Here is a 16,651-nt window from a genome sequence, read left to right as displayed (position 1 = left end):
TCCTCGGAAGGAGAGTGTGTCATGTCATCCATCGAGCACGAGGGGATTGCGGCCGGCGCGCAGGCCGACACCGAGCGGATCCGGCGACAGGCCGCCCGCGTCGCGCGGGTTCTGCAGGGACGGGCCAGGCAGCGCCGCCGCCGCCGTCTCCTGATCGCGAGCGGCTGCGCCGCGGCATTGCTGGTCGCGGTGGGCGTGGGCTTCGCCTCCAGCCCCTGGCCACCCGGAGTGACTGTCCGCCACATCGTCGCGGCGCCGAGCTGCGAACGCGCGCGCATGGTGCGGCTCGCCCCGGCGCTCCGCGGCGAGCCGGGCTACTGGGACAGGCACGACCGCAACGGCAACGGCGTCGCCTGCGAGTATGGGCTCTCCTCGCCGGTCGAGGAGAGCCTCTGACCCCTCAGAGGTTGTCGACCAGAACCTCGCCGGCCTTCATGACGAGCTTCGGCGAGCGCTCCGGGTCCTCCATGACGCCGATGTCGTCGAGCGGGTTGCCGTCGACGACGATCAGGTCCGCGAGGTAGCCGGCCGACACGAGGCCGAGCTCGGTCTCCCGGCGCAGGAGCCTCGCGCCGTTGATCGTCGCGGCGCGGACGAGGTCGACCGGCGGAATCACGTCCTTGCGCAGCGAGAATTCGGTCAGCTGCCGCCGGTGCATGACGCCGAGCAAATCGGTGCCGTAGGCCATCGGCACCCCCGCCTTGTAGGCCATCTCCACCGCGTTGATGCCGGCGTCCAGCACCTCGTAGGTCTTGCCGACGAGCTCTTCCGGCAGGCCGGCCTTCACCCCCTCCTCGACCAGCGCGCGGAAGATCGCGAGCGTCGGCACGAGATAGGCGTCGTGCTTCTTCATCAGCCGTATCGTCTCGTCGGTGGCGAGGTTGCCGTGCTCGATCGAGCGGACGCCGAGCCGGACGCAGCGCTCGATCGAGCGGGCGGCATAGGCGTGCACGGCGACGTAGAGATTCGCCATGTTCGCCTCCTCCACGACCGCGGCGATCTCCTCCTCCGAGAACTGGTCGGACGAGATGCGGTCGGTCGGCGAGGAGATGCCGCCGCCGCCCATGATCTTGATGTGGTGGGCGCCGCGGCGGATCTCGCCGCGCGCCGCACGCCGCACCTCCGGCACCCCGTCGACGATCCAGCCGAGGCCCGGCTGCGCGTAGGGCGTCTCGTAGCCCTCGACGCCCGGTCCCCGCACGTCGCCGTGGCCGCCCGTGGGCGACAGCGCCTTGCCGCAGTAGAAGAGCCGCGGCGCCTTCAGGAGCCCTTCCTCCACCGCGCGGGCGAGGCCGTGGTCGGCGCCGCCGACGTCGCGCACGCTCGTGAAGCCGCGCCTGAGCATCCCGTTCATGATCTCGCCCGCCTTGGCCGAGACGTAGAAGGGCGAGGTGCGGGCGAGCTCGGCGAAGTTCGCGCTGATGGCGGTGACGTGGACATGGGCGTCGATCAGGCCCGGCATCAGCGTCTTGCCCCTGAGGTCGATCGTCCTCTCGCCGCCCGCGATCCGGCCCTCGGAGATCTCCGCAATGCGTCCCTCGCGCACCAGAACCTGCCGGTCGGGCAGGATCTCGCCCGCCTCGACGTCGAGGAGGTTCGCGTTCTCGAACAGGATGGCCGTCATGAGATGCTCCGGGGGGTGGTCTGGGCGGAGAGAAGAGGCGGAACGAGGTAGGGGGTGAGGAGGGCGAGGAGACCGAGATCCTCCTCCTCGTAAGCCCCTTCGGGGCCCAGCACGCTGATGACGCCGAGCACGCGGCCGTCGTAGCGCACCGGCGCGTTGAGACAGCTTTCGCAGCCGAGCGAGAGGATGAGCTCGTGGTCCGGGAAGGCCCAGCGAATGTCGTCGGCGTTTCGGCCGAACCAGGTCCTGCCGTCCTTCAGCACCCGGTCGCCCCAGGGGGTTGGCCCCATCCGCTTGCGCCCGAGGAGCGGGTACTCGCGGGGGCGGCTCGAGTGCATGCGCTCCACCTCCCCGCTCTTGGGGAGGTTCGCGAGCACGGTGAAGAGGATGTGGCCCACCGTCTCGCGCGTGAGGTCGTCGACGGCCCGGAAGAGCGTGTCGGGCTGGCCGGGCTCGGCCGACGCCTCGGCCATGACGGCCGCGATGCCGCCGGGGTCGTAGGTATGTCGAGGCACGTCTTGAGTTCTCCTGGGGGAGTTCGGGTCAGCCGTAGAGGAGCGTCGGCAGGACCAGGGCTATCTGGGGAAAGACCGTGAGGATGAGGACGCCGATGCACATCAGGAAGAAGAAGGGCAGCGAGGCGACCGCGACCCGGCCGATCGGGTCGCCCGTGAGGCCCTGCAGCACGAACAGGTTGAAGCCCACGGGCGGGGTGATCTGGCCCATCTCCGTCATGATGACGAGGTAGATGCCGAACCAGATCGGATCGAAGCCGGCCTGCATGGCGAGCGGCAGCGTGATCGGCAGGCTCATCACGACGATCGAGATGCCGTCGAGGAAGAGCCCCAGCAGGATGTAGAACAGTGACAGGACGAGGATCAGGCCGATCGGCGAGAGATCCATCGCCGCGATCGCGCTCGCGACGTTGCGCGGCACGTGGAGGTAGCCCATCGCCGTCGCGAGGAAGGCGGCGGAGATGAGGATGATGCAGACCATGCAGCTCGTCCGCACCGCGCCGGCGAGCGTCTCCATGAAGAGCTTCGGCGTCAGCTGGCCCATCGCGAGCGCGATGACGAGCGCCGCGAAGACGCCCACGGCGGCTGCTTCCGAGGGCGTCGCGATGCCCGAATAGATCGACCCGAGCACGAGCACCATCAGGATGATGATCGGCAGGAGGTTGCCGAGCGCGCGGAAGCGGTCTCCCCAGCCCGAGCTCTCGTCGCCGCTCAAGGGGGCGAGTTCGGGGCGCAGGATGGCGCGGATCATGATGTAGCCGGAATAGAGCCCGGCGATCAGGAGGCCCGGCAGGATGCCCGCGGCGAAGAGCCGGCTGATCGAGACCTCGGCCAGGATCCCGTAGACGATCATGACGATCGACGGCGGGATGAGGAGCCCGAGGCTGCCGGCGCCGGCGAGCGAACCGAGCGCGAGCTTCCTGTCGTAGCCACGGCGGTCGAGCTCGCTCGTCGTGATCTTGCCGATCGTCGCGGCGGTCGCCGCGCTCGAGCCGGAAACCGCCGCGAAGAGCGTGCAGCCGAGGACGTTCGTGTGCAGGAGCCTCCCCGGGATCCGGTCGACGAACGGGGCGAGCCCGCGGAACAGCCGGTCCGATATGTCGGTGCGGAAGATGATCTCGCCCATCCAGATGAACATCGGGATGGCCGCGAGCTCCCATGTCGAGGCGTAGCGGTAGGAGATCGAGGCCGCGATCGTGCCGATGCGCTGGAGCGGCATGTCGAGGAGCAGCGCAAGGCCCGTCACCGAGACGAGGAAGAGCCCGGCGAACACCCACACGCCGAGGCCGAGATAGAACAGGATGAGGAGAAGGACGACGAGGGCGGAGACGACGGCTTCCATGTTCTCTCCGCTATTCCGGGGGGACTTCGTCTGAGTGGGGGGCGACGGGCGGGGGCGTGTCGGCGACCTGGCGCAGGAGATAGGCGAGGAGCTGCAGCCAGAACACGGCGAGCCCCACGAGCACGAGCCCCTCGGGAATCCACATCGGCACCTCGGCGATCGAGCTCGACACCCGGCCGCGCGTCCAGTTGCGCGAGACGCTGAGCCAGAAGAACCAGATCAGCATGCTGATGATGAACAGTGCGCCGACCGCACTCAGCGCTTCGAGAATTCGCCGGGGACGGCCCGAAAGCCGTCCGAGAACCAGGTTCACCCGGATGAGGCTTCCGTTTTCGAGCGAATATCCGAGCGCGAGGAAGGTCGTCGCGGCGACGCCGTACCCGACGAACTCGTCAAGCACGTAGGTCGATGTCGAGAACAGCGTCCTCAACACGATCTCGGAGAGAATGTGGCCGACCATCCCGATGAGGATGAGGCAGGCGCACACCGCCGAGATCCGCGAAATGGCGTAGACCGCCGTTTGAAACGCGCGCATCGCACCTCCGGAAGGGCTGGCGGCGACCGGCCGTCGGGCCGGCCGCCGTCATCCACGGATCACTGGTTGCGGCGGCTCTCATAGTCGGAGAGGAGCGTTTCGGCCTCGTCGCCGAACTTCGACTTCCAGTCGTCGATCGCCTTCGTGCCGGACTGCGAGAGGAAGTCGATGAAGTCGCTCGACACGTCGGTCACGACCGTCATGCCGTGGCCTTCCATCTCAGCGTAGTTCTCCTGCACGCGCTCCGCCAGCAGGCCCCAACCGAACTCCTCGGCCGCATCGGCCGCGGCCTCCACGGCCTCCTTCTGCTCGTCGGTCAGCCCCTCGTAGACGTCCCTGTTGATGTGGACGATCTGGAGCGGCATCGCGTAGTTCACCTCGGTGAAGTGCGACTGGTGCTCCCAGAGCTGCGCGGCGGCGCCGCCGTCGGCGGAGGTGAGGACGGCGTCGATGCCGTTCGTCGCGAGCTGGGGCACGACATCGGCCCAGGAGAGCTGGATCGGGTTGGCGCCCGCCTCGCGCATCGTCACCGTGCCGTTGGCGTCGTAGGTGCGGATCCTGAGGCCCGAGAGCGCGTCCTTGCTGTCGACGGGCTTGTTCGCCCAGATGCCGGAGGGCGGCCACGGCGTCGCGAAGAGGAAGACCTGGTTGTTGTCCTCGAGCACGGCCTCGTAATAGGGCGTCGCCGCCTCGTAGAGCGCCCGGGTGTCCTCGACGGTCGGGGCCAGGAAGGGCAGCGAGGGCAGAAGGAAGATCGGGCTGATGCCGGCCCAGGCGCCGACATAGGAGCTCGCGACCTGAACCGCGCCGTCGCCGACGGCGTCGAACTGGTCGAGCGACTTGTAGCCGAGCGAGGCGCCGTGATGCGCCGTGACGTTGATCTCGCCGTTCGAGCGGGCGGACAGCTCCTCGATGAACTTGTCGGCCGTCTGGGCGTGCACCGAGTTCGGCTCGTACTCGTTCACGAGGTCCCAGTTCACCGACTGGGCGCTGGCGCCACCTGCGGCCAGCACGACGCCGAGCGCCGTGAGCGTCGATAGGATCTTTGACTTCATCGGTGGTTCCCTTGCTCTGGTAGGTACGTTCTTGCTTATTCCGCCGCCGCGGCGGGGTCTGTCGCGCCGGTCGATGCCTGCGGGTAGTGCTTCCTCGCGAAGTCCGCGCTGTACTTGCCCGACGCGAGATCGTCGGCGACCGCCTCCGCTTCGCGCCCGTGGGGATCACCATAGCCTCCGGAGCCGGGCGTCTCCACGACGACCTGATCGTCCGGCCCGATCTCGATGCCGGAAGGCTTCACCGGCAGGCGCGTCTCCTCGCCGTCGCTCCTGAGGACGAAGCGGCCCGGCCGGCCCCGGCCGCCGCCGAACACGCCCCAGGGTGCGTTCGTGAAGCGCTCGCCGGCGCCGTTGAAGGTGCAGCGATGGCCGACCGGCTGCACGATGCGCCGCAGGCCCGCGCCGCCGCGGAAGGTGCCTGCGCCGCCCGAATCCTCGATGATCTCGTAGCCGACGACCCGCAGCGGGTATTCCGTCTCGATCGCCTCGATCGGCAGGTTCGAGGTGTTCGTGATGTGCACCTGCACCCCGTCCTTGCCGTCGCGATCGTTTCGGCCGCCGAAGCCGCCGCCGAGCGTCTCGAGGTAGAGATAGGGCTTGCCGTTGCGCGGATCGGTGCCCGAAAAGACGGCGGTCGTGTTCGCGCCGTTCGAGGCGCCGACCGCCGCGTGCGGCAGGGCGGGCGCGAGCGCGCCGATGATGATGTCGATCAGCCGCTGCGAGGTGTTGGCGCGCGCCGCGACCGGGGCGGGCGCCCGGCAGTCGACGATCGTGCCGGGCTCGGTCAGGAGCTCGCAGCAGTCGATCACGCCCTGGTTGTTCGGGATGTCGGGATCGAGAAGCGCCTTCAGCGAGTAGGCGACCGCGGCCTGTGTCGCGTTGACCGGCACGTTGATGTTGCCGCGCACCTGCGGCGCCGAGCCACGCCAGTCGAAGACGGCGCGGTCGCCGGTCACCTCGACCTTCAGGCGGATCGGAATGTTCTCCGTCCCCAGGCCGTCGTCGTCCATCACGTCCTCGAACGTGTAGGTACCGTCGGGGATCTCCGAGATCGCAAGGCGCATGCGCGCCCTCGTGCGGGTGACGAGATCGTCGAAGGCCCTGCGGATCGTCGCGGCGGAGTAGCGCCCGGCGATCTCCTTCACGCGCCGCACGCCGAGCTGCGCCGAGGCGATCTGCGCGTAGTAGTCACCCCGCCGCTCCTCCGGGATCCGCGCGTTCAGCAGCAGGATGTCGAAGAGGTCGCGCTGCAGTTCGCCCCGCCGGAACAGCCGCACGACGGGGATGCGCAGGCCCTCCTGGTAGATCTCCGACATGCCGCCCGCCATCGAGCCCGGCACCATGCCGCCGATATCGGCGTGGTGGGCGATGTTGCAGACGAAGCAGAGGATCTCGCCGTCGACGAAGACGGGCGCTGCGAAATTGATGTCGGGCAGGTGCGTGCCGCCGGCGACGTGGGGATCGTTCGCGACGAAGATGTCGCCTTCCTCGATCTCCTCGAGCTTCACCTTGGACAGGACTGACGTCATGAGGCCGGTCATCGAGGCGATGTGGATCGGCAGCGACATCTCCGCCTGCACGATCAGGCGCCCGTCGCGGTCGCAGATCGCCGTCGAGTGGTCGTGCCGCTCCTTGATGTTCGTCGAATAGGCGCTCTTCATCAGCGCGATGAAGGTCTCGTCGACGACGGAGCGCATGGCGCTCGCCATCACCTCGAGCGTGATCGGGTCGATCGTCGTGGATGTCGTCATGTCTCGACCTCGATCATCAGGTTGAGCGCGTCGTCGACCCGCGCGACGTCGCCGGGAAAGACGAGGGTGGTGGCGTCGAACTGGTCGATCACCGCCGGTCCCTCGATCACGGCGCCGGGGGAGAGCGTATCGCGCTCGTAGACAGGTGTGTAGTGCGGCGCCTCGTCCGCGAACCACACGTTCCGGCGCTCGACGGGCTCCGGCGTCGTCGTCGCGCGAGGCCCGGGCGTCGGCGCACCCGGTGTCGGCAATCGCCCGATGGCGGTCAGCCGGACGGCGACGACGTCGACGGGATCGTCGGGATTGTGGAAACCGTAGGCACGGTCGTGCGCCTCGAAGAAGAGCTCCGTCAGCCGCTCCATCGCCGGCAGTCGCGCCGACAGGCCTTCGACGGGCACGGCCACCTGCAGCTCGTAATTCTGGCTCTGGTAGCGCATCTCGACGACGAGCTTCAGCGATCGGCGCTCTTCGGCGATCTCCTCGCGTCGCCACCAGTCTCCCGCCTCTCCGACCATCTCGTCGACGAGGCGCTGCGCCGCCTCGTGGTTCTCGGGAATGGCCGGAAAGCGCTGGCTGCGGACGAGGTTCTCCGACAGGTCGGCGACCAGAAGCCCTTCGGCGCAGAGGATGCCCGGCGAGTGGGGCACCAGGATCTCGCGGATGCCGAGCGCCTTCGCGCAGCCATAGGCGTGAAGTGGCCCCGCGCCGCCGAACGGCATGAGCACGAAGTCGCGTGGGTCATGGCCGCGCTCGACGGAGATGGCGCGGATCGCCCGCACCATGTTCGCCGTCACGATGTCGAGGAGACCCTGAGCCGTTTTCTCCGCTGTGAAGCCGAGCCGCTCCGCGACCGGCTTCATGACGGCGTGCGAGGCCTGCGTGTCGAGCGCCATCGCGCCGCCGAGGAGGCCGCGCCCGGACAGGCGCCCCAGCACGACATTCGCGTCGGTGACGGTCGGCTCGGCGCCGCCGTGGCCGTAACAGGCCGGGCCTGGGACGGCGCCGGCGCTCTTGGGGCCGACCTTCATGAGCCCGTCGCGGTCGAACCAGGCGATCGAGCCGCCGCCGGCGCCCACCGTGTGGATGTCGACCATCGGCAGGCGGACCGGAAAGCCCGCCACCTCGCGGTCGAACGCCGTCGACACCTCGTGGTCGCGGATCAGGGTGACGTCGGCGCTCGTGCCGCCCATGTCGAGGGTGATGACGTTCGGCCGGCCCGACTTGCGCGCGGAGTGGACGGCGCCCATAGCCCCTGCGGCCGGGCCCGAGAGGGCGGTGCGAACGGGAAACTCGCGCGCCCGCTCGGGCGACATCAGGCCGCCGCTCGACTGGTTGATGCCGATCCTGGCGCGCGGCGCGAGCGTCTCGAGCTCGGACTTCAGGTGCCGCATGTAGCGGTTGAGGAGCGGCTGCAGATACGCGTTGAGGAGCGTCGTGGAGAAGCGCTCGTACTCGCGAAACTCCGGCTGCACGTCCGACGACAGCGAGACGGAGAGCTCCGGCATCTCCTCGGCGAGCCGGCGGCCGACGGCCCGCTCGTGCTCGGGATTGAGGTAGGAGAACAGGAAGCAGACCGCGCAGGCCTTCGCGCCGCCGTCGCGCAACGCCTTCAACGCCGCGTCGACGGAACCTTCGTCAAGCGGGGTGACGACCTCGCCCGCGGCACCGATGCGTTCGTCGATCTCCAGCCGGTCTTGTCTTTGCGCAAGAGGATGGGGGTGGTCGGCCTTGAGGTCGTAGAGGCGCGGGCGCACCTGACGACCGATTTCCAGGAGATCGCGAAAGTTCTTCGTCGTCAGGACGGCGACCTTCGCCCCCGTCCGCTGGATGAGCGCGTTCGTCGCGACCGTGGTGCCGTGGGCGAGGACGCCGACCGTGCCGGCCTCGAAGCCTGCCTTCTCCGCGAGCTCCCGCAGGCCGGAGAGAATGGCCTCGGCCGGATTGTCCGGCGTGCTCGGCCGCTTGTGCAGGGCTAGTGCGCCGCTCGTCCGCTCGAAGGCATAGAGATCGGTGAACGTGCCGCCGACGTCGACGCCGATGAGCCAGTCGGTCGTGTCCATGAGCCTCCAGCCGGGTTAAGCTTCCATGTGTGCGGCAGTGAGTGTATGCAGCATGTATACATAAGATCAAGAGCGAGTGCTGATGGGAGCCGTCAGAGGAGGATCCGGGATGGCAGGTGGCGGCGCGGAGGCGGCGGCTCCGGAAGGGATCTACGAGGCGCTGCGCCGCGGCATATTGCGGCTCGAGTTCGCGCCCGGCAGCGAACTCGACGAGGGCAGCCTGTCACGCCAGTTCGGCGTCTCGCGCACGCCGGTGCGCGAGGCGCTGATCCGGCTCTCCTCGGAGGGGCTCGTGTCGATGCAGCGTGGCCGCGGCGCGCGCGTGGCGATGCTCGATCTCGGCGACCTCAGGGATTATTTCGAGGGCCTCGACGTCCTGCAGCGCGCGGTCACCCGGCTCGCCGCGATCCGGCGCACGAAGGACGACATTCAGGCGATCGAGGTGCACCTTCTGGAGTTCGAGGCGGGCGCTGCAGCCTTCGACAGCGGCCGCACGAACGAGGCGAACCACGACTTCCACCTGGCGATCGGCCACGCCGCCCACAGCGCCCGGCTGTGCAGCGGCTATGCGCATGTGCTCGCGGAGACGCTGCGGCTCGCGGGCCTCTGCTTCAGCGAGACCTCTCAGGCCGACGAGCGGCTCGAGAGCCACCTTCAGAAGACGATGCGCGACCACCGGGCGATGTTCGACGCGATCTGCCAGGGCGACGCGGATGCGGCGGAGCGCGCCGCCGGCGGACACGTGGATCTCTTCCGCAACCGGCTGGTCGACACGCTGATGTCGACCAGGCTGACGCAGGGAATATCCCTGAGAGCGTGATCCGGCCGGAAAGGCTCAGGCGCCGACTTCCTTCCGGTGGGCCTCGGCGAGCTCGGCCATCGAGGTGAAGCGGAAGTCGACCTTTGGCATGTCGCCCGGGTTCATCGTGGCGCCGAAGCCTTCCTTGTCGTGGCGGCGGTAGATCCAGCACCTGGCGAGGCCGTGGCGGGTGGCCGGCACGTGGTCGTGGAACAGGCTCTCGGCGGTGTGCAGAATGTCGCCCTTGGCGATCCCCACCCGCGCGAGGTTCTTCAGCATGTACTCGAAATTGCGGTCGCTCGGCTTGTAGGAGCCGGCGTCCTCGGCGGTGTAGATCGCGTCGAACTCGACGCCGAGCTTCTGCTGGCTCGCCCAGAAGCTCCTGTTGTCGACATTCGACAGGATCACGAGCTTGAAGTGCTGCTTCAGATACCGCAGGGCCTCCGCCGTGTCGGGGAAGGCAGGCCATGCCGAGACGGAGGCGCCGTAGGCCTCGGCCTCGCCCCAGCTGACCGGAACCCCCCACTCCTCGGCCAGACGCTTGTAGACGACGGCGAGGAGATCGGGATAGCGCTTCGCCGGTGTCTGCGCCTGGGTCGAGGATTCATGGAAGGCGTGCGCCTCCAGGACCTCGTCGCGGGAGAGCTCGCGGCCGACCTTGGCGAGGAGCGGCTGCAGCCCGGTGAAGATGCCGGTCTCCCAGTCGATCAGCGTGCCGTAACAGTCGAAGGTGAGGGCCTTGAAGTCGCTCAGGCGCATGGTCGCGTCTCCCCGCTATGCTGTCTACGCACTGTATACAGGAGGTGAGCGCGCCTGTCTTCACCCCGGCGTCACCACAGCTGCGGCTTCTGGATCATCAGGTGGAACACGACCAGCATCGCGGCGAAGGCGGGCCAGCCGAGGATGAACCACCAGCGGAACAGGCGGTGGTACTCGGCCGGCAGGGGCTGCCCGGCCCGGGCGGCCTCGCGGGCGAGGTCGCGCCGACGATCCCGATTTCCATCATCCTCCCCACGGGAGGCGCCCCGAGCCGTGACGGCTGACCGCCCCGACGCCGGGATGGGTATGCGCGCGGCGGCCGACGGCCAAGGCGCGCGCCCGTTCATGGAGACGCGCGGCCGCCGGTCCCGTTCCTGCGCGGCAGCGGCGAGTTGCCCTGCCGCAGCAGAAGCCGTTTGCGGGATGCCCGATTCCACGGTACCGCTCCCGCCTGTTTTGTGGTCATTTCGGTGACGCTCGCGGCCGGCAGCGATTGAAACGCTGGCGGGAGCGACGTGCTCACGGGGAAACGAAGGGCGCCATGCCGACGATCGATATTGCGAGGCGTGTCTACGACCACAACTGGAAGCTCGACCCGATCGTCCGAAGCCTTCTCGACACGGACTTCTACAAGCTCCTGATGCTCCAGATGATCTGGAGCCTCTATCCCGACGTCGAGGTGAGGTTCTCGCTGATCAACAGGTCGCGGCATGTCGCCATCGCCGATGTGATCGACGAGGGCGAGCTTCGCGAGCAGCTCGACCATGCCCGGACGCTGAAGCTGACGAAGAAGGAGATGATCTGGCTCGCCGGCAACACGTTCTATGGCCGGTCTCAGATCTTCCAGCCCGAGTTCCTCGAATGGCTCGGCCGCTTCCAGCTGCCGGAATACGAGCTGCGGCGTGTGGAGGGGCAGTACGAACTGCACTTCCACGGACCGTGGCTGCAGACGACGATGTGGGAGATCCCCGCGCTCGCGATCGTCAGCGAGCTCCGCTCGCGCGCCGCGCTGAAGGGGATGGGGCGGTTCGCGCTCGACGTGCTCTACGCGAACGCGAAGGCGAAGCTCTGGAACAAGGTGGAGCGTCTGCGCAAGCTCGACGGCTTGAGGCTCGCCGACTTCGGCACGCGGCGCCGCCACGGCTTCCTGTGGCAGCGCTGGTGCATCGAGGCGCTCAAGGAGGGCTTGGGCCAGTCCTTCATCGGGTCGAGCAACGTGCTTCTCGCCATGGAGAACGATCTCGAGGCGATCGGCACGAACGGCCACGAGCTACCGATGGTGGTCGCGGCGCTGGCGGAGACGGACGAGGAGCTGTTCGAGGCGCCGTACCGGGTGCTGCAGGACTGGGAGAAGCTCTACAGCGGGAACCTTCTCGTCGTCCTGCCCGACACCTACGGCACGCGGACCTTCCTGCGCCACGCGCCGGACTGGCTGTCGCGATGGACGGGCTTCAGGCCCGATTCGGCGCCTCCCATTCCGATCGGCGAGGAGATCCTCAGGTGGTGGCAGAGCCAGGGCCAGGATCCGGCGAACAAGCTCCTGATCTTCTCCGACGGGATGGACGTCGACAGCATCGAGGAGATCCACCGCCACTTCCGCGGGCGGGTGAACACGAGCTTCGGCTGGGGGACGCACCTCACCGCCGATTTCCGCGGGTGCATGCCGGAGCCGTTGCAGGGGCTCGATCCGATCTCGATCGTCTGCAAGGTGACCGAGGCCAACGGCCGCCCGGCCGTGAAGCTTTCGGACAATCCCTCGAAGGCGAGCGGCGAGGCCGAGGCGCTGGCCCGGTATCAGAGAGTGTTCGGGCCGAGCGGCTTCATGGCCCAACCGGTTGTGGTGTGATAGCCACGGCCAGCCGATTCCCCGCGTCCCGCGCCAGTGGCATGGTGTAAGTTTGGAACCGCCGCACAATGGCAGAGTTCCGTTGTTTTCGGAGGCAACCCATGAAGAAACAGATCAGCACGCTCGCAGCACTCGTCACCCTCGCCACCGGCCTTGCAGCCTGCCAGGGCGGCGGCCAGGAGATGGCCATGGCGCCGGGTCGCGCGCCCGCGGCAGCGCCCGCTCCCTCGCCGATGGACGGGCGGTGGGCCTCGGCCGACGGCATCTTCGTCGCAAACTTCCGCGGCGGCTCGTTCCAGTCGGTCGATGCGCAGACGGGTGCGGTGCTGGCGAACGGCTCGTACACGATGTCGGGCGGCAGGGCGCAGCTCGACTGGCTGTCGACCTCCTCCAATGAGCGGCGCTCGGCGACTTGCAGCTTCCAGGGGCAGGCGCGCCTGTCCTGCACCCAGTCGAGCGGAGCGAGCTTCGAGCTGCAGCGGACGGCCTGACCTCCGGAGGTGCCCCCGAGTTTCGGCAATCGAAGCAAGGGATTTGAAGGTTTTTTCTGTGCATCCTCGCCCCGCTCTCGACAGGAGGGGCTTGGATGTTCAGCCGGTTCTTACATGACAGAAGCGGGGCGGTGGCCCTCATCTTCGGGCTCGCCTTCATCCCGTTGGTGGTCGGCGTGGGCGCGGCGATCGACTATTCCCGCGCCTCGTCGGCGCATTCGCATCTCCAGGAGGTCGCCGACGCCGCGGCTCTCGCCGGTGCCCGCGAGAACTCGGAAGACCTGGCGGCCGTGAAGGCCGCGGCACAGAACTACATCGACGCGAACGTGCCGCCGCAGCTGCGCTCGCAGATGAAGCGCGTCGACATCGCCTTCACCGCCGACAACGCCGTTCGTGTGGTCATCGACGGGTCCGTCGAAACCACGCTGACGAATGTCGTCGGAATCCGCGAGATGGACATCAGCGTTGCCTCCGAGGTGATGCGCGGCTCGAAAGGGTCGCTCGAGGTCGCCCTCGTGCTCGACAACACGGGGTCCATGCGAGGGCAGAAGCTCGCCTCGTTGAAGGACGTCGCGACGAAACTCGTGGACGACGTCTCCTCCAACAAGGATCTCAAGGCCAAGTTCGCCCTCGTGCCCTTCGCCGAGTACGTGAATGTCGGACCAGCGATGGTGAACGCGAGCTGGCTCGACACCTCGCTCATCGCAAGCAAGTCCACATGGAAGGGCTGCGTGGGATCGCGAGGCGACGCGCTCAACATCACCGACGACAACTACGCGACGAAGAAGATCCCCGCCCTCGACGTCCCGAAGTGCGGCAAGAGCATCTCCCCGCTCAGCGACCGGTTCTCGGAAGTGACGAGCGCGATCTCGTCGATGAGCGCCGACAGCTGCACCTATATCCCGGCGGGATTGGCCTGGGGCTGGCGGGTCCTGTCGCCGGGGGCGCCGTTCGGCGAAGGAGCTGCCTACGACGCGGCGAACCGGGATCCCCGGAAGGTGCTGGTCCTGCTCAGCGACGGCGCGAACACGATGACGACCGACAATTTCCCTTATCATATGCCGGGGTCCGGTTGCAGCGGCAAGGAGTCGATCAATAAATCAGACGAATACGTGAAGAAGATCTGCGAAAACGTCAAGCGACAGAATATCGAGATATTCACCGTCGCCTTCGAGGTCGACGACAATAACATCAAGAATGTCCTGCAAGGCTGCGCCAGCAGCGATTCCAACTACTTCGACGCCAGCAACAGTCAGGAGCTCGCGGCGGCGTTCCAGCAGATGACGGCGTCGTTCCAGGACATCCGCATATCGAGGTGAGTTTCCGTGAGGAGCGACATCGCCTGGAGCAATGGGGGCCACCTGGCAGGGTGGACCTCTTTGCGGCCGCGAGGCGCCGGCGCCTTACCTCAAGATCTTGACGTCGAGGATCTTGGCTATGCCTTCGGAGCCGCATAGGTGATGACGACGCGCTTGTTGGTCGGATCCGACGGGATGAGCTTCGGATCGACATAGATGCGCGTCCTGTCTTCCATGACGAGCATCTTGGCGGCGGGCCTCCACTCGACCACGCGGCCGGTGATCGTGTCGGCATGGGCGGCGGAAGCCAGTGCGACGACCGCACCTGCGACGAGCGCGACTCTGGTGAGCCACATTTGGTTTGGACCTTCTCGAGACATGTCCTCTCGGGGCGGGCAATCACAAGGGCGCCATCGGCTGGCTCTTCCCTCTGCCCGCCCGGGACAGCGGCAATTCTACCATCGTCGAGGCGCCTGGCTAGGTGCGTTCTTCCGCCCGCGACCCGGGGAGTGGAAGATGTGCGGCGCCTTATGCCTCGCTTGATCGCACCCCTCCCGAGCACCATATCACAGCCAAGCCGGCGGCCATGTGCACCGGCAACGAACTCAGCGTGCGGGCGCCGCGACGGGCCCGCGTCCAAGGTCGCTTTCAGAAGAGAAGGATCTTGATCCGGTGTCCCGCGTCCCAAGCTTCAACAGCCCGTTCCTCGTCGGCTTCGATGGCCTCGAGCGGCTTCTCGACCGCGCCGTGCGCAATGCCGGCGACGGCTACCCGCCCTACAATATCGAGCGTATTCGCGGCGAGGGCGAGTCCGACCGCCTGCGCATCACGCTCGCGGTGGCGGGGTTTTCCTCGAGCGAACTCGAAGTGACCCTCGAAGACAACCAGCTCACCATTCGCGGCCGGCAGGCGGAGGAAGAGGGCGAGCGGGAGTTCCTGCATCGCGGCATCGCCGCGCGGCAGTTCCAGCGCAGCTTCGTCCTTGCGGAGGGCATGGAGGTGGACCAGGCGAGCCTCAACAACGGCCTGCTTGTCGTGGACCTCGTCCGCCCGGAGCCGCAGCGCATCGTGAAGCGGATCGACATCACGACGCCGACCTCTGTGGCCGGCAGCAGTCAGTGAGGAGTATGAGAATGATCGATCACGTCCTGTTCGAAGACGAGGCGCACGCGATCTCGCAGGAAGACCTGGCCCGACTGGGGGACAGCGAGATCGCGTATCTGAAGCCGATCATGTCCGACAACCTGAAGGAGCTCTTTCCTCAGGCCCCGGAAATGGCGCCGGGTATCCGCCTGTTCGCGCTGCATGCGGCGGACGGGACGCCGATCATGCTGACGGACAGCCGGGAATCAGCCCTGGCTGGGGCGCGGCAGCAGGAACTCGATATGCTCAGCGTTCACTGAGCTTCCTGCCCGGCGCTCAAGACGCGGTCAGGCGGCGTTGGGTTCGGCTGCCTGGCTGAGGATGGTATAGACGGCGCCGGCGTCGCGGGCGCTGCGCAGCTTGGCCGCAAGCCCCGGTTCCCGCATCAGCCGGGCGATCCGTGCCAGCGCCTTCAGATGGTCGGCGCCGGCCGCCTCGGGCGCGAGAAGCACGAAGACGAGATCGACCGGCTCGTCGTCGATCGCCTCGAAATTGATCGGTTTCTCGAGTCGGGCGAACAGGCCGAACAGCTTCTCGATCGTCGGCAGCTTGGCGTGAGGAATGGCCACGCCGTGACCTATGCCCGTCGAGCCCAGCCGCTCCCTCTGAAGCAGATGATCGAAAATGTCGCGTGACGGCAGGCCCAACAGCGGACCCGCACGCTCGGCGATCTCCTGAATCACCTGCTTCTTCGAATTCGCCTTCAGCGAGGCGATGACGGCGTCCTGCCGGATGAGTTCGCCTACATCCATACCTCGTGCGCCACGCCCCCGAAGCTCGCCTGCGTCGTCGACGCAGGAGCCTTCAGCCGCGTGCCCCCTGTTCGCTGCCGTGGGGCGGATCGATCCAACCGACATGGCCGTCGGATCGACGGTAGACGATGTTCAGCCGGCCGCTCGCCACGTTGTGGAACACGCAGACCGGCGCGTCGCTGAGATCGAGAGACATCACGGCCATACCCACAGTCATCGAGCGGATGGCCGTCTGGCTCTCCGCGATGACGACGGGATTGTCCTCGAGGGGCGTCTCGTCCTCCTCGGTCTCCTCGTCGCCCGAGGCGATCACATAGCTCGCCGCCTGGACGGCCTCGGCGCCGTTGAATTCCTTGTGGTGGTCCTTCAGCCGGCGATTGTAGCGGCGGAGCCGCTTCTCGAGCTTCACCGCGGCCTGGTCGAAGCTCTGATAGGCGTCGCCGGCCTGGCCCGTGCTCTGCAGATCCATCCCGGAGTCGAGGTGAACGCGGCAGTCGGTCTTGAAGCCGCTGCGCTCGCGCTCGACGGTGACGTTCACCGAGGCGCCGCCGTCGAAATACTTGCCGAGCGCGGAATCGAGGCGGTCGCGCACCTGATCCCGAAGGGCGTCGCCGACGTCGATGTTCTTTCCCGTAACGCGAAGCTGCATGTCTTTCCGCCGAGTGCACCAATCCTGAACCG

19 protein-coding genes are annotated in these 16,651 nt (G+C 67.5%); 7 read left to right on the top strand and 12 right to left on the bottom strand.

The features are described 5' to 3' along the window. Positions 1 to 21 precede the first annotated feature (21 nt). Entirely contained in the window at positions 22 to 396 is a 375-nt protein-coding gene (locus N177_RS20495; protein WP_023431401.1) for an excalibur calcium-binding domain-containing protein, read from the top strand. Positions 397 to 400: 4 nt separating this feature from the next. Here N177_RS20495 and N177_RS06150 read toward each other — a convergent pair whose 3' ends face one another. The 7 genes from N177_RS06150 to N177_RS06120 are packed head-to-tail and all read right to left on the bottom strand — an operon-like array spanning position 401 to position 8,882. Beyond that, positions 401 to 1,624: a metal-dependent hydrolase family protein gene (locus tag N177_RS06150; RefSeq protein ID WP_023431400.1), complete on the bottom strand. Its 1,224-nt coding sequence runs from the start codon at positions 1,622 to 1,624 to the stop codon at positions 401 to 403. Continuing rightward, positions 1,621 to 2,139: a GAF domain-containing protein gene (locus tag N177_RS06145; RefSeq protein WP_023431399.1), complete on the bottom strand. Its 519-nt coding sequence runs from the start codon at positions 2,137 to 2,139 to the stop codon at positions 1,621 to 1,623. Before N177_RS06145 ends, N177_RS06150 begins: the two co-directional genes overlap by 4 nt. Before the next feature lie 28 nt (positions 2,140 to 2,167). Beyond that, a complete protein-coding gene (locus N177_RS06140) occupies positions 2,168 to 3,481 on the bottom strand; it encodes a TRAP transporter large permease (protein WP_023431398.1) in 1,314 nt (437 codons plus the stop codon). 10 nt (positions 3,482 to 3,491) lie between these two features. Continuing rightward, a complete protein-coding gene (locus N177_RS06135; RefSeq protein ID WP_023431397.1) occupies positions 3,492 to 4,016 on the bottom strand; it encodes a TRAP transporter small permease subunit in 525 nt (174 codons plus the stop codon). Between the two features lie 59 nt (positions 4,017 to 4,075). Continuing rightward, positions 4,076 to 5,071 carry a TRAP transporter substrate-binding protein DctP gene (gene dctP, locus N177_RS06130; RefSeq protein ID WP_023431396.1) on the bottom strand — a complete coding sequence of 332 codons (996 nt, stop codon included), beginning with the start codon at positions 5,069 to 5,071 and terminating at the stop codon, positions 4,076 to 4,078. 35 nt (positions 5,072 to 5,106) lie between these two features. Then, on the bottom strand, positions 5,107 to 6,822 hold the full coding sequence (locus N177_RS06125) for a hydantoinase B/oxoprolinase family protein (protein WP_023431395.1): 1,716 nt from the start codon (positions 6,820 to 6,822) through the stop codon (positions 5,107 to 5,109). Then, positions 6,819 to 8,882, bottom strand: coding sequence for a hydantoinase/oxoprolinase family protein (locus N177_RS06120; protein WP_023431394.1), 2,064 nt, complete (start codon positions 8,880 to 8,882; stop codon positions 6,819 to 6,821). Before N177_RS06120 ends, N177_RS06125 begins: the two co-directional genes overlap by 4 nt. 109 nt (positions 8,883 to 8,991) lie before the next feature. Between N177_RS06120 and N177_RS06115 the strand changes: the two genes are divergently transcribed. Continuing rightward, a complete protein-coding gene (locus N177_RS06115; RefSeq protein ID WP_023431393.1) occupies positions 8,992 to 9,702 on the top strand; it encodes a GntR family transcriptional regulator in 711 nt (236 codons plus the stop codon). Positions 9,703 to 9,717: 15 nt separating this feature from the next. On the opposite strand, the gene N177_RS06110 is transcribed toward N177_RS06115, so the two are convergent. Beyond that, positions 9,718 to 10,440, bottom strand: a complete 723-nt coding sequence (locus N177_RS06110) for a haloacid dehalogenase type II (protein WP_023431392.1) — start codon at positions 10,438 to 10,440, stop codon at positions 9,718 to 9,720. A 71-nt stretch (positions 10,441 to 10,511) separates the two neighbouring features. Next, a complete protein-coding gene (locus N177_RS06105; protein WP_023431391.1) occupies positions 10,512 to 10,877 on the bottom strand; it encodes a DUF2269 family protein in 366 nt (121 codons plus the stop codon). A gap of 104 nt (positions 10,878 to 10,981) precedes the next feature. Between N177_RS06105 and pncB the strand changes: the two genes are divergently transcribed. The 3 genes from pncB (at position 10,982) to N177_RS06090 (ending at position 14,096) form a co-directional block, all read left to right on the top strand. After that, a complete protein-coding gene (gene pncB / locus N177_RS06100) occupies positions 10,982 to 12,286 on the top strand; it encodes a nicotinate phosphoribosyltransferase (RefSeq protein ID WP_023431390.1) in 1,305 nt (434 codons plus the stop codon). Between the two features lie 101 nt (positions 12,287 to 12,387). Next, entirely contained in the window at positions 12,388 to 12,777 is a 390-nt protein-coding gene (locus N177_RS06095; protein ID WP_023431389.1) for an Omp10 family outer membrane lipoprotein, read from the top strand. A gap of 131 nt (positions 12,778 to 12,908) precedes the next feature. Then, positions 12,909 to 14,096: a vWA domain-containing protein gene (locus tag N177_RS06090; RefSeq protein WP_160170912.1), complete on the top strand. Its 1,188-nt coding sequence runs from the start codon at positions 12,909 to 12,911 to the stop codon at positions 14,094 to 14,096. A 116-nt stretch (positions 14,097 to 14,212) separates the two neighbouring features. On the opposite strand, the gene N177_RS06085 is transcribed toward N177_RS06090, so the two are convergent. After that, complete coding sequence (locus tag N177_RS06085) at positions 14,213 to 14,431, bottom strand: hypothetical protein (RefSeq protein WP_023431387.1); 219 nt, start codon at positions 14,429 to 14,431, stop codon at positions 14,213 to 14,215. Between the two features lie 316 nt (positions 14,432 to 14,747). On the opposite strand from N177_RS06085, the gene N177_RS06080 reads away from it, so the two are divergent. Both N177_RS06080 and N177_RS06075 read left to right on the top strand, forming a co-directional pair. Next, entirely contained in the window at positions 14,748 to 15,197 is a 450-nt protein-coding gene (locus N177_RS06080; protein WP_023431385.1) for an Hsp20 family protein, read from the top strand. A gap of 11 nt (positions 15,198 to 15,208) precedes the next feature. Continuing rightward, on the top strand, positions 15,209 to 15,478 hold the full coding sequence (locus N177_RS06075) for a BQ00720 family protein (RefSeq protein WP_023431384.1): 270 nt from the start codon (positions 15,209 to 15,211) through the stop codon (positions 15,476 to 15,478). 27 nt (positions 15,479 to 15,505) lie between these two features. Here the strand turns inward: N177_RS06075 and ptsN are convergent, their stop codons facing one another. Then, positions 15,506 to 15,970: a PTS IIA-like nitrogen regulatory protein PtsN gene (ptsN, locus tag N177_RS06070; RefSeq protein WP_023431383.1), complete on the bottom strand. Its 465-nt coding sequence runs from the start codon at positions 15,968 to 15,970 to the stop codon at positions 15,506 to 15,508. Between the two features lie 52 nt (positions 15,971 to 16,022). Further along, positions 16,023 to 16,619: a ribosome hibernation-promoting factor, HPF/YfiA family gene (gene hpf / locus N177_RS06065; RefSeq protein ID WP_023431382.1), complete on the bottom strand. Its 597-nt coding sequence runs from the start codon at positions 16,617 to 16,619 to the stop codon at positions 16,023 to 16,025. Between the last annotated feature and the right edge of the window lie 32 nt (positions 16,620 to 16,651).

The organism is Lutibaculum baratangense AMV1 (assembly GCF_000496075.1).
Taxonomy (GTDB): domain Bacteria; phylum Pseudomonadota; class Alphaproteobacteria; order Rhizobiales; family Tepidamorphaceae; genus Lutibaculum; species Lutibaculum baratangense.
This window is presented reverse-complemented; position numbering and strand designations above follow the sequence as displayed.

Excerpts from the sequence above, each read along its gene's own strand:
- N177_RS20495 (WP_023431401.1), top strand. The coding sequence starts at position 22 with ATGTCATCCATCGAGCACGAGGGGATTGCGGCCGGCGCGCAGGCCGAC.
- N177_RS06150 (WP_023431400.1), bottom strand. The coding sequence starts at position 1,624 with ATGACGGCCATCCTGTTCGAGAACGCGAACCTCCTCGACGTCGAGGCG.
- N177_RS06140 (WP_023431398.1), bottom strand. The coding sequence starts at position 3,481 with ATGGAAGCCGTCGTCTCCGCCCTCGTCGTCCTTCTCCTCATCCTGTTC.
- N177_RS06135 (WP_023431397.1), bottom strand. The coding sequence starts at position 4,016 with ATGCGCGCGTTTCAAACGGCGGTCTACGCCATTTCGCGGATCTCGGCG.
- dctP (WP_023431396.1), bottom strand. The coding sequence starts at position 5,071 with ATGAAGTCAAAGATCCTATCGACGCTCACGGCGCTCGGCGTCGTGCTG.
- N177_RS06125 (WP_023431395.1), bottom strand. The coding sequence starts at position 6,822 with ATGACGACATCCACGACGATCGACCCGATCACGCTCGAGGTGATGGCG.
- N177_RS06120 (WP_023431394.1), bottom strand. The coding sequence starts at position 8,882 with ATGGACACGACCGACTGGCTCATCGGCGTCGACGTCGGCGGCACGTTC.
- N177_RS06115 (WP_023431393.1), top strand. The coding sequence starts at position 8,992 with ATGGCAGGTGGCGGCGCGGAGGCGGCGGCTCCGGAAGGGATCTACGAG.
- N177_RS06110 (WP_023431392.1), bottom strand. The coding sequence starts at position 10,440 with ATGCGCCTGAGCGACTTCAAGGCCCTCACCTTCGACTGTTACGGCACG.
- pncB (WP_023431390.1), top strand. The coding sequence starts at position 10,982 with ATGCCGACGATCGATATTGCGAGGCGTGTCTACGACCACAACTGGAAG.
- N177_RS06095 (WP_023431389.1), top strand. The coding sequence starts at position 12,388 with ATGAAGAAACAGATCAGCACGCTCGCAGCACTCGTCACCCTCGCCACC.
- N177_RS06085 (WP_023431387.1), bottom strand. The coding sequence starts at position 14,431 with ATGTGGCTCACCAGAGTCGCGCTCGTCGCAGGTGCGGTCGTCGCACTG.
- N177_RS06075 (WP_023431384.1), top strand. The coding sequence starts at position 15,209 with ATGATCGATCACGTCCTGTTCGAAGACGAGGCGCACGCGATCTCGCAG.
- ptsN (WP_023431383.1), bottom strand. The coding sequence starts at position 15,970 with ATGGATGTAGGCGAACTCATCCGGCAGGACGCCGTCATCGCCTCGCTG.
- hpf (WP_023431382.1), bottom strand. The coding sequence starts at position 16,619 with ATGCAGCTTCGCGTTACGGGAAAGAACATCGACGTCGGCGACGCCCTT.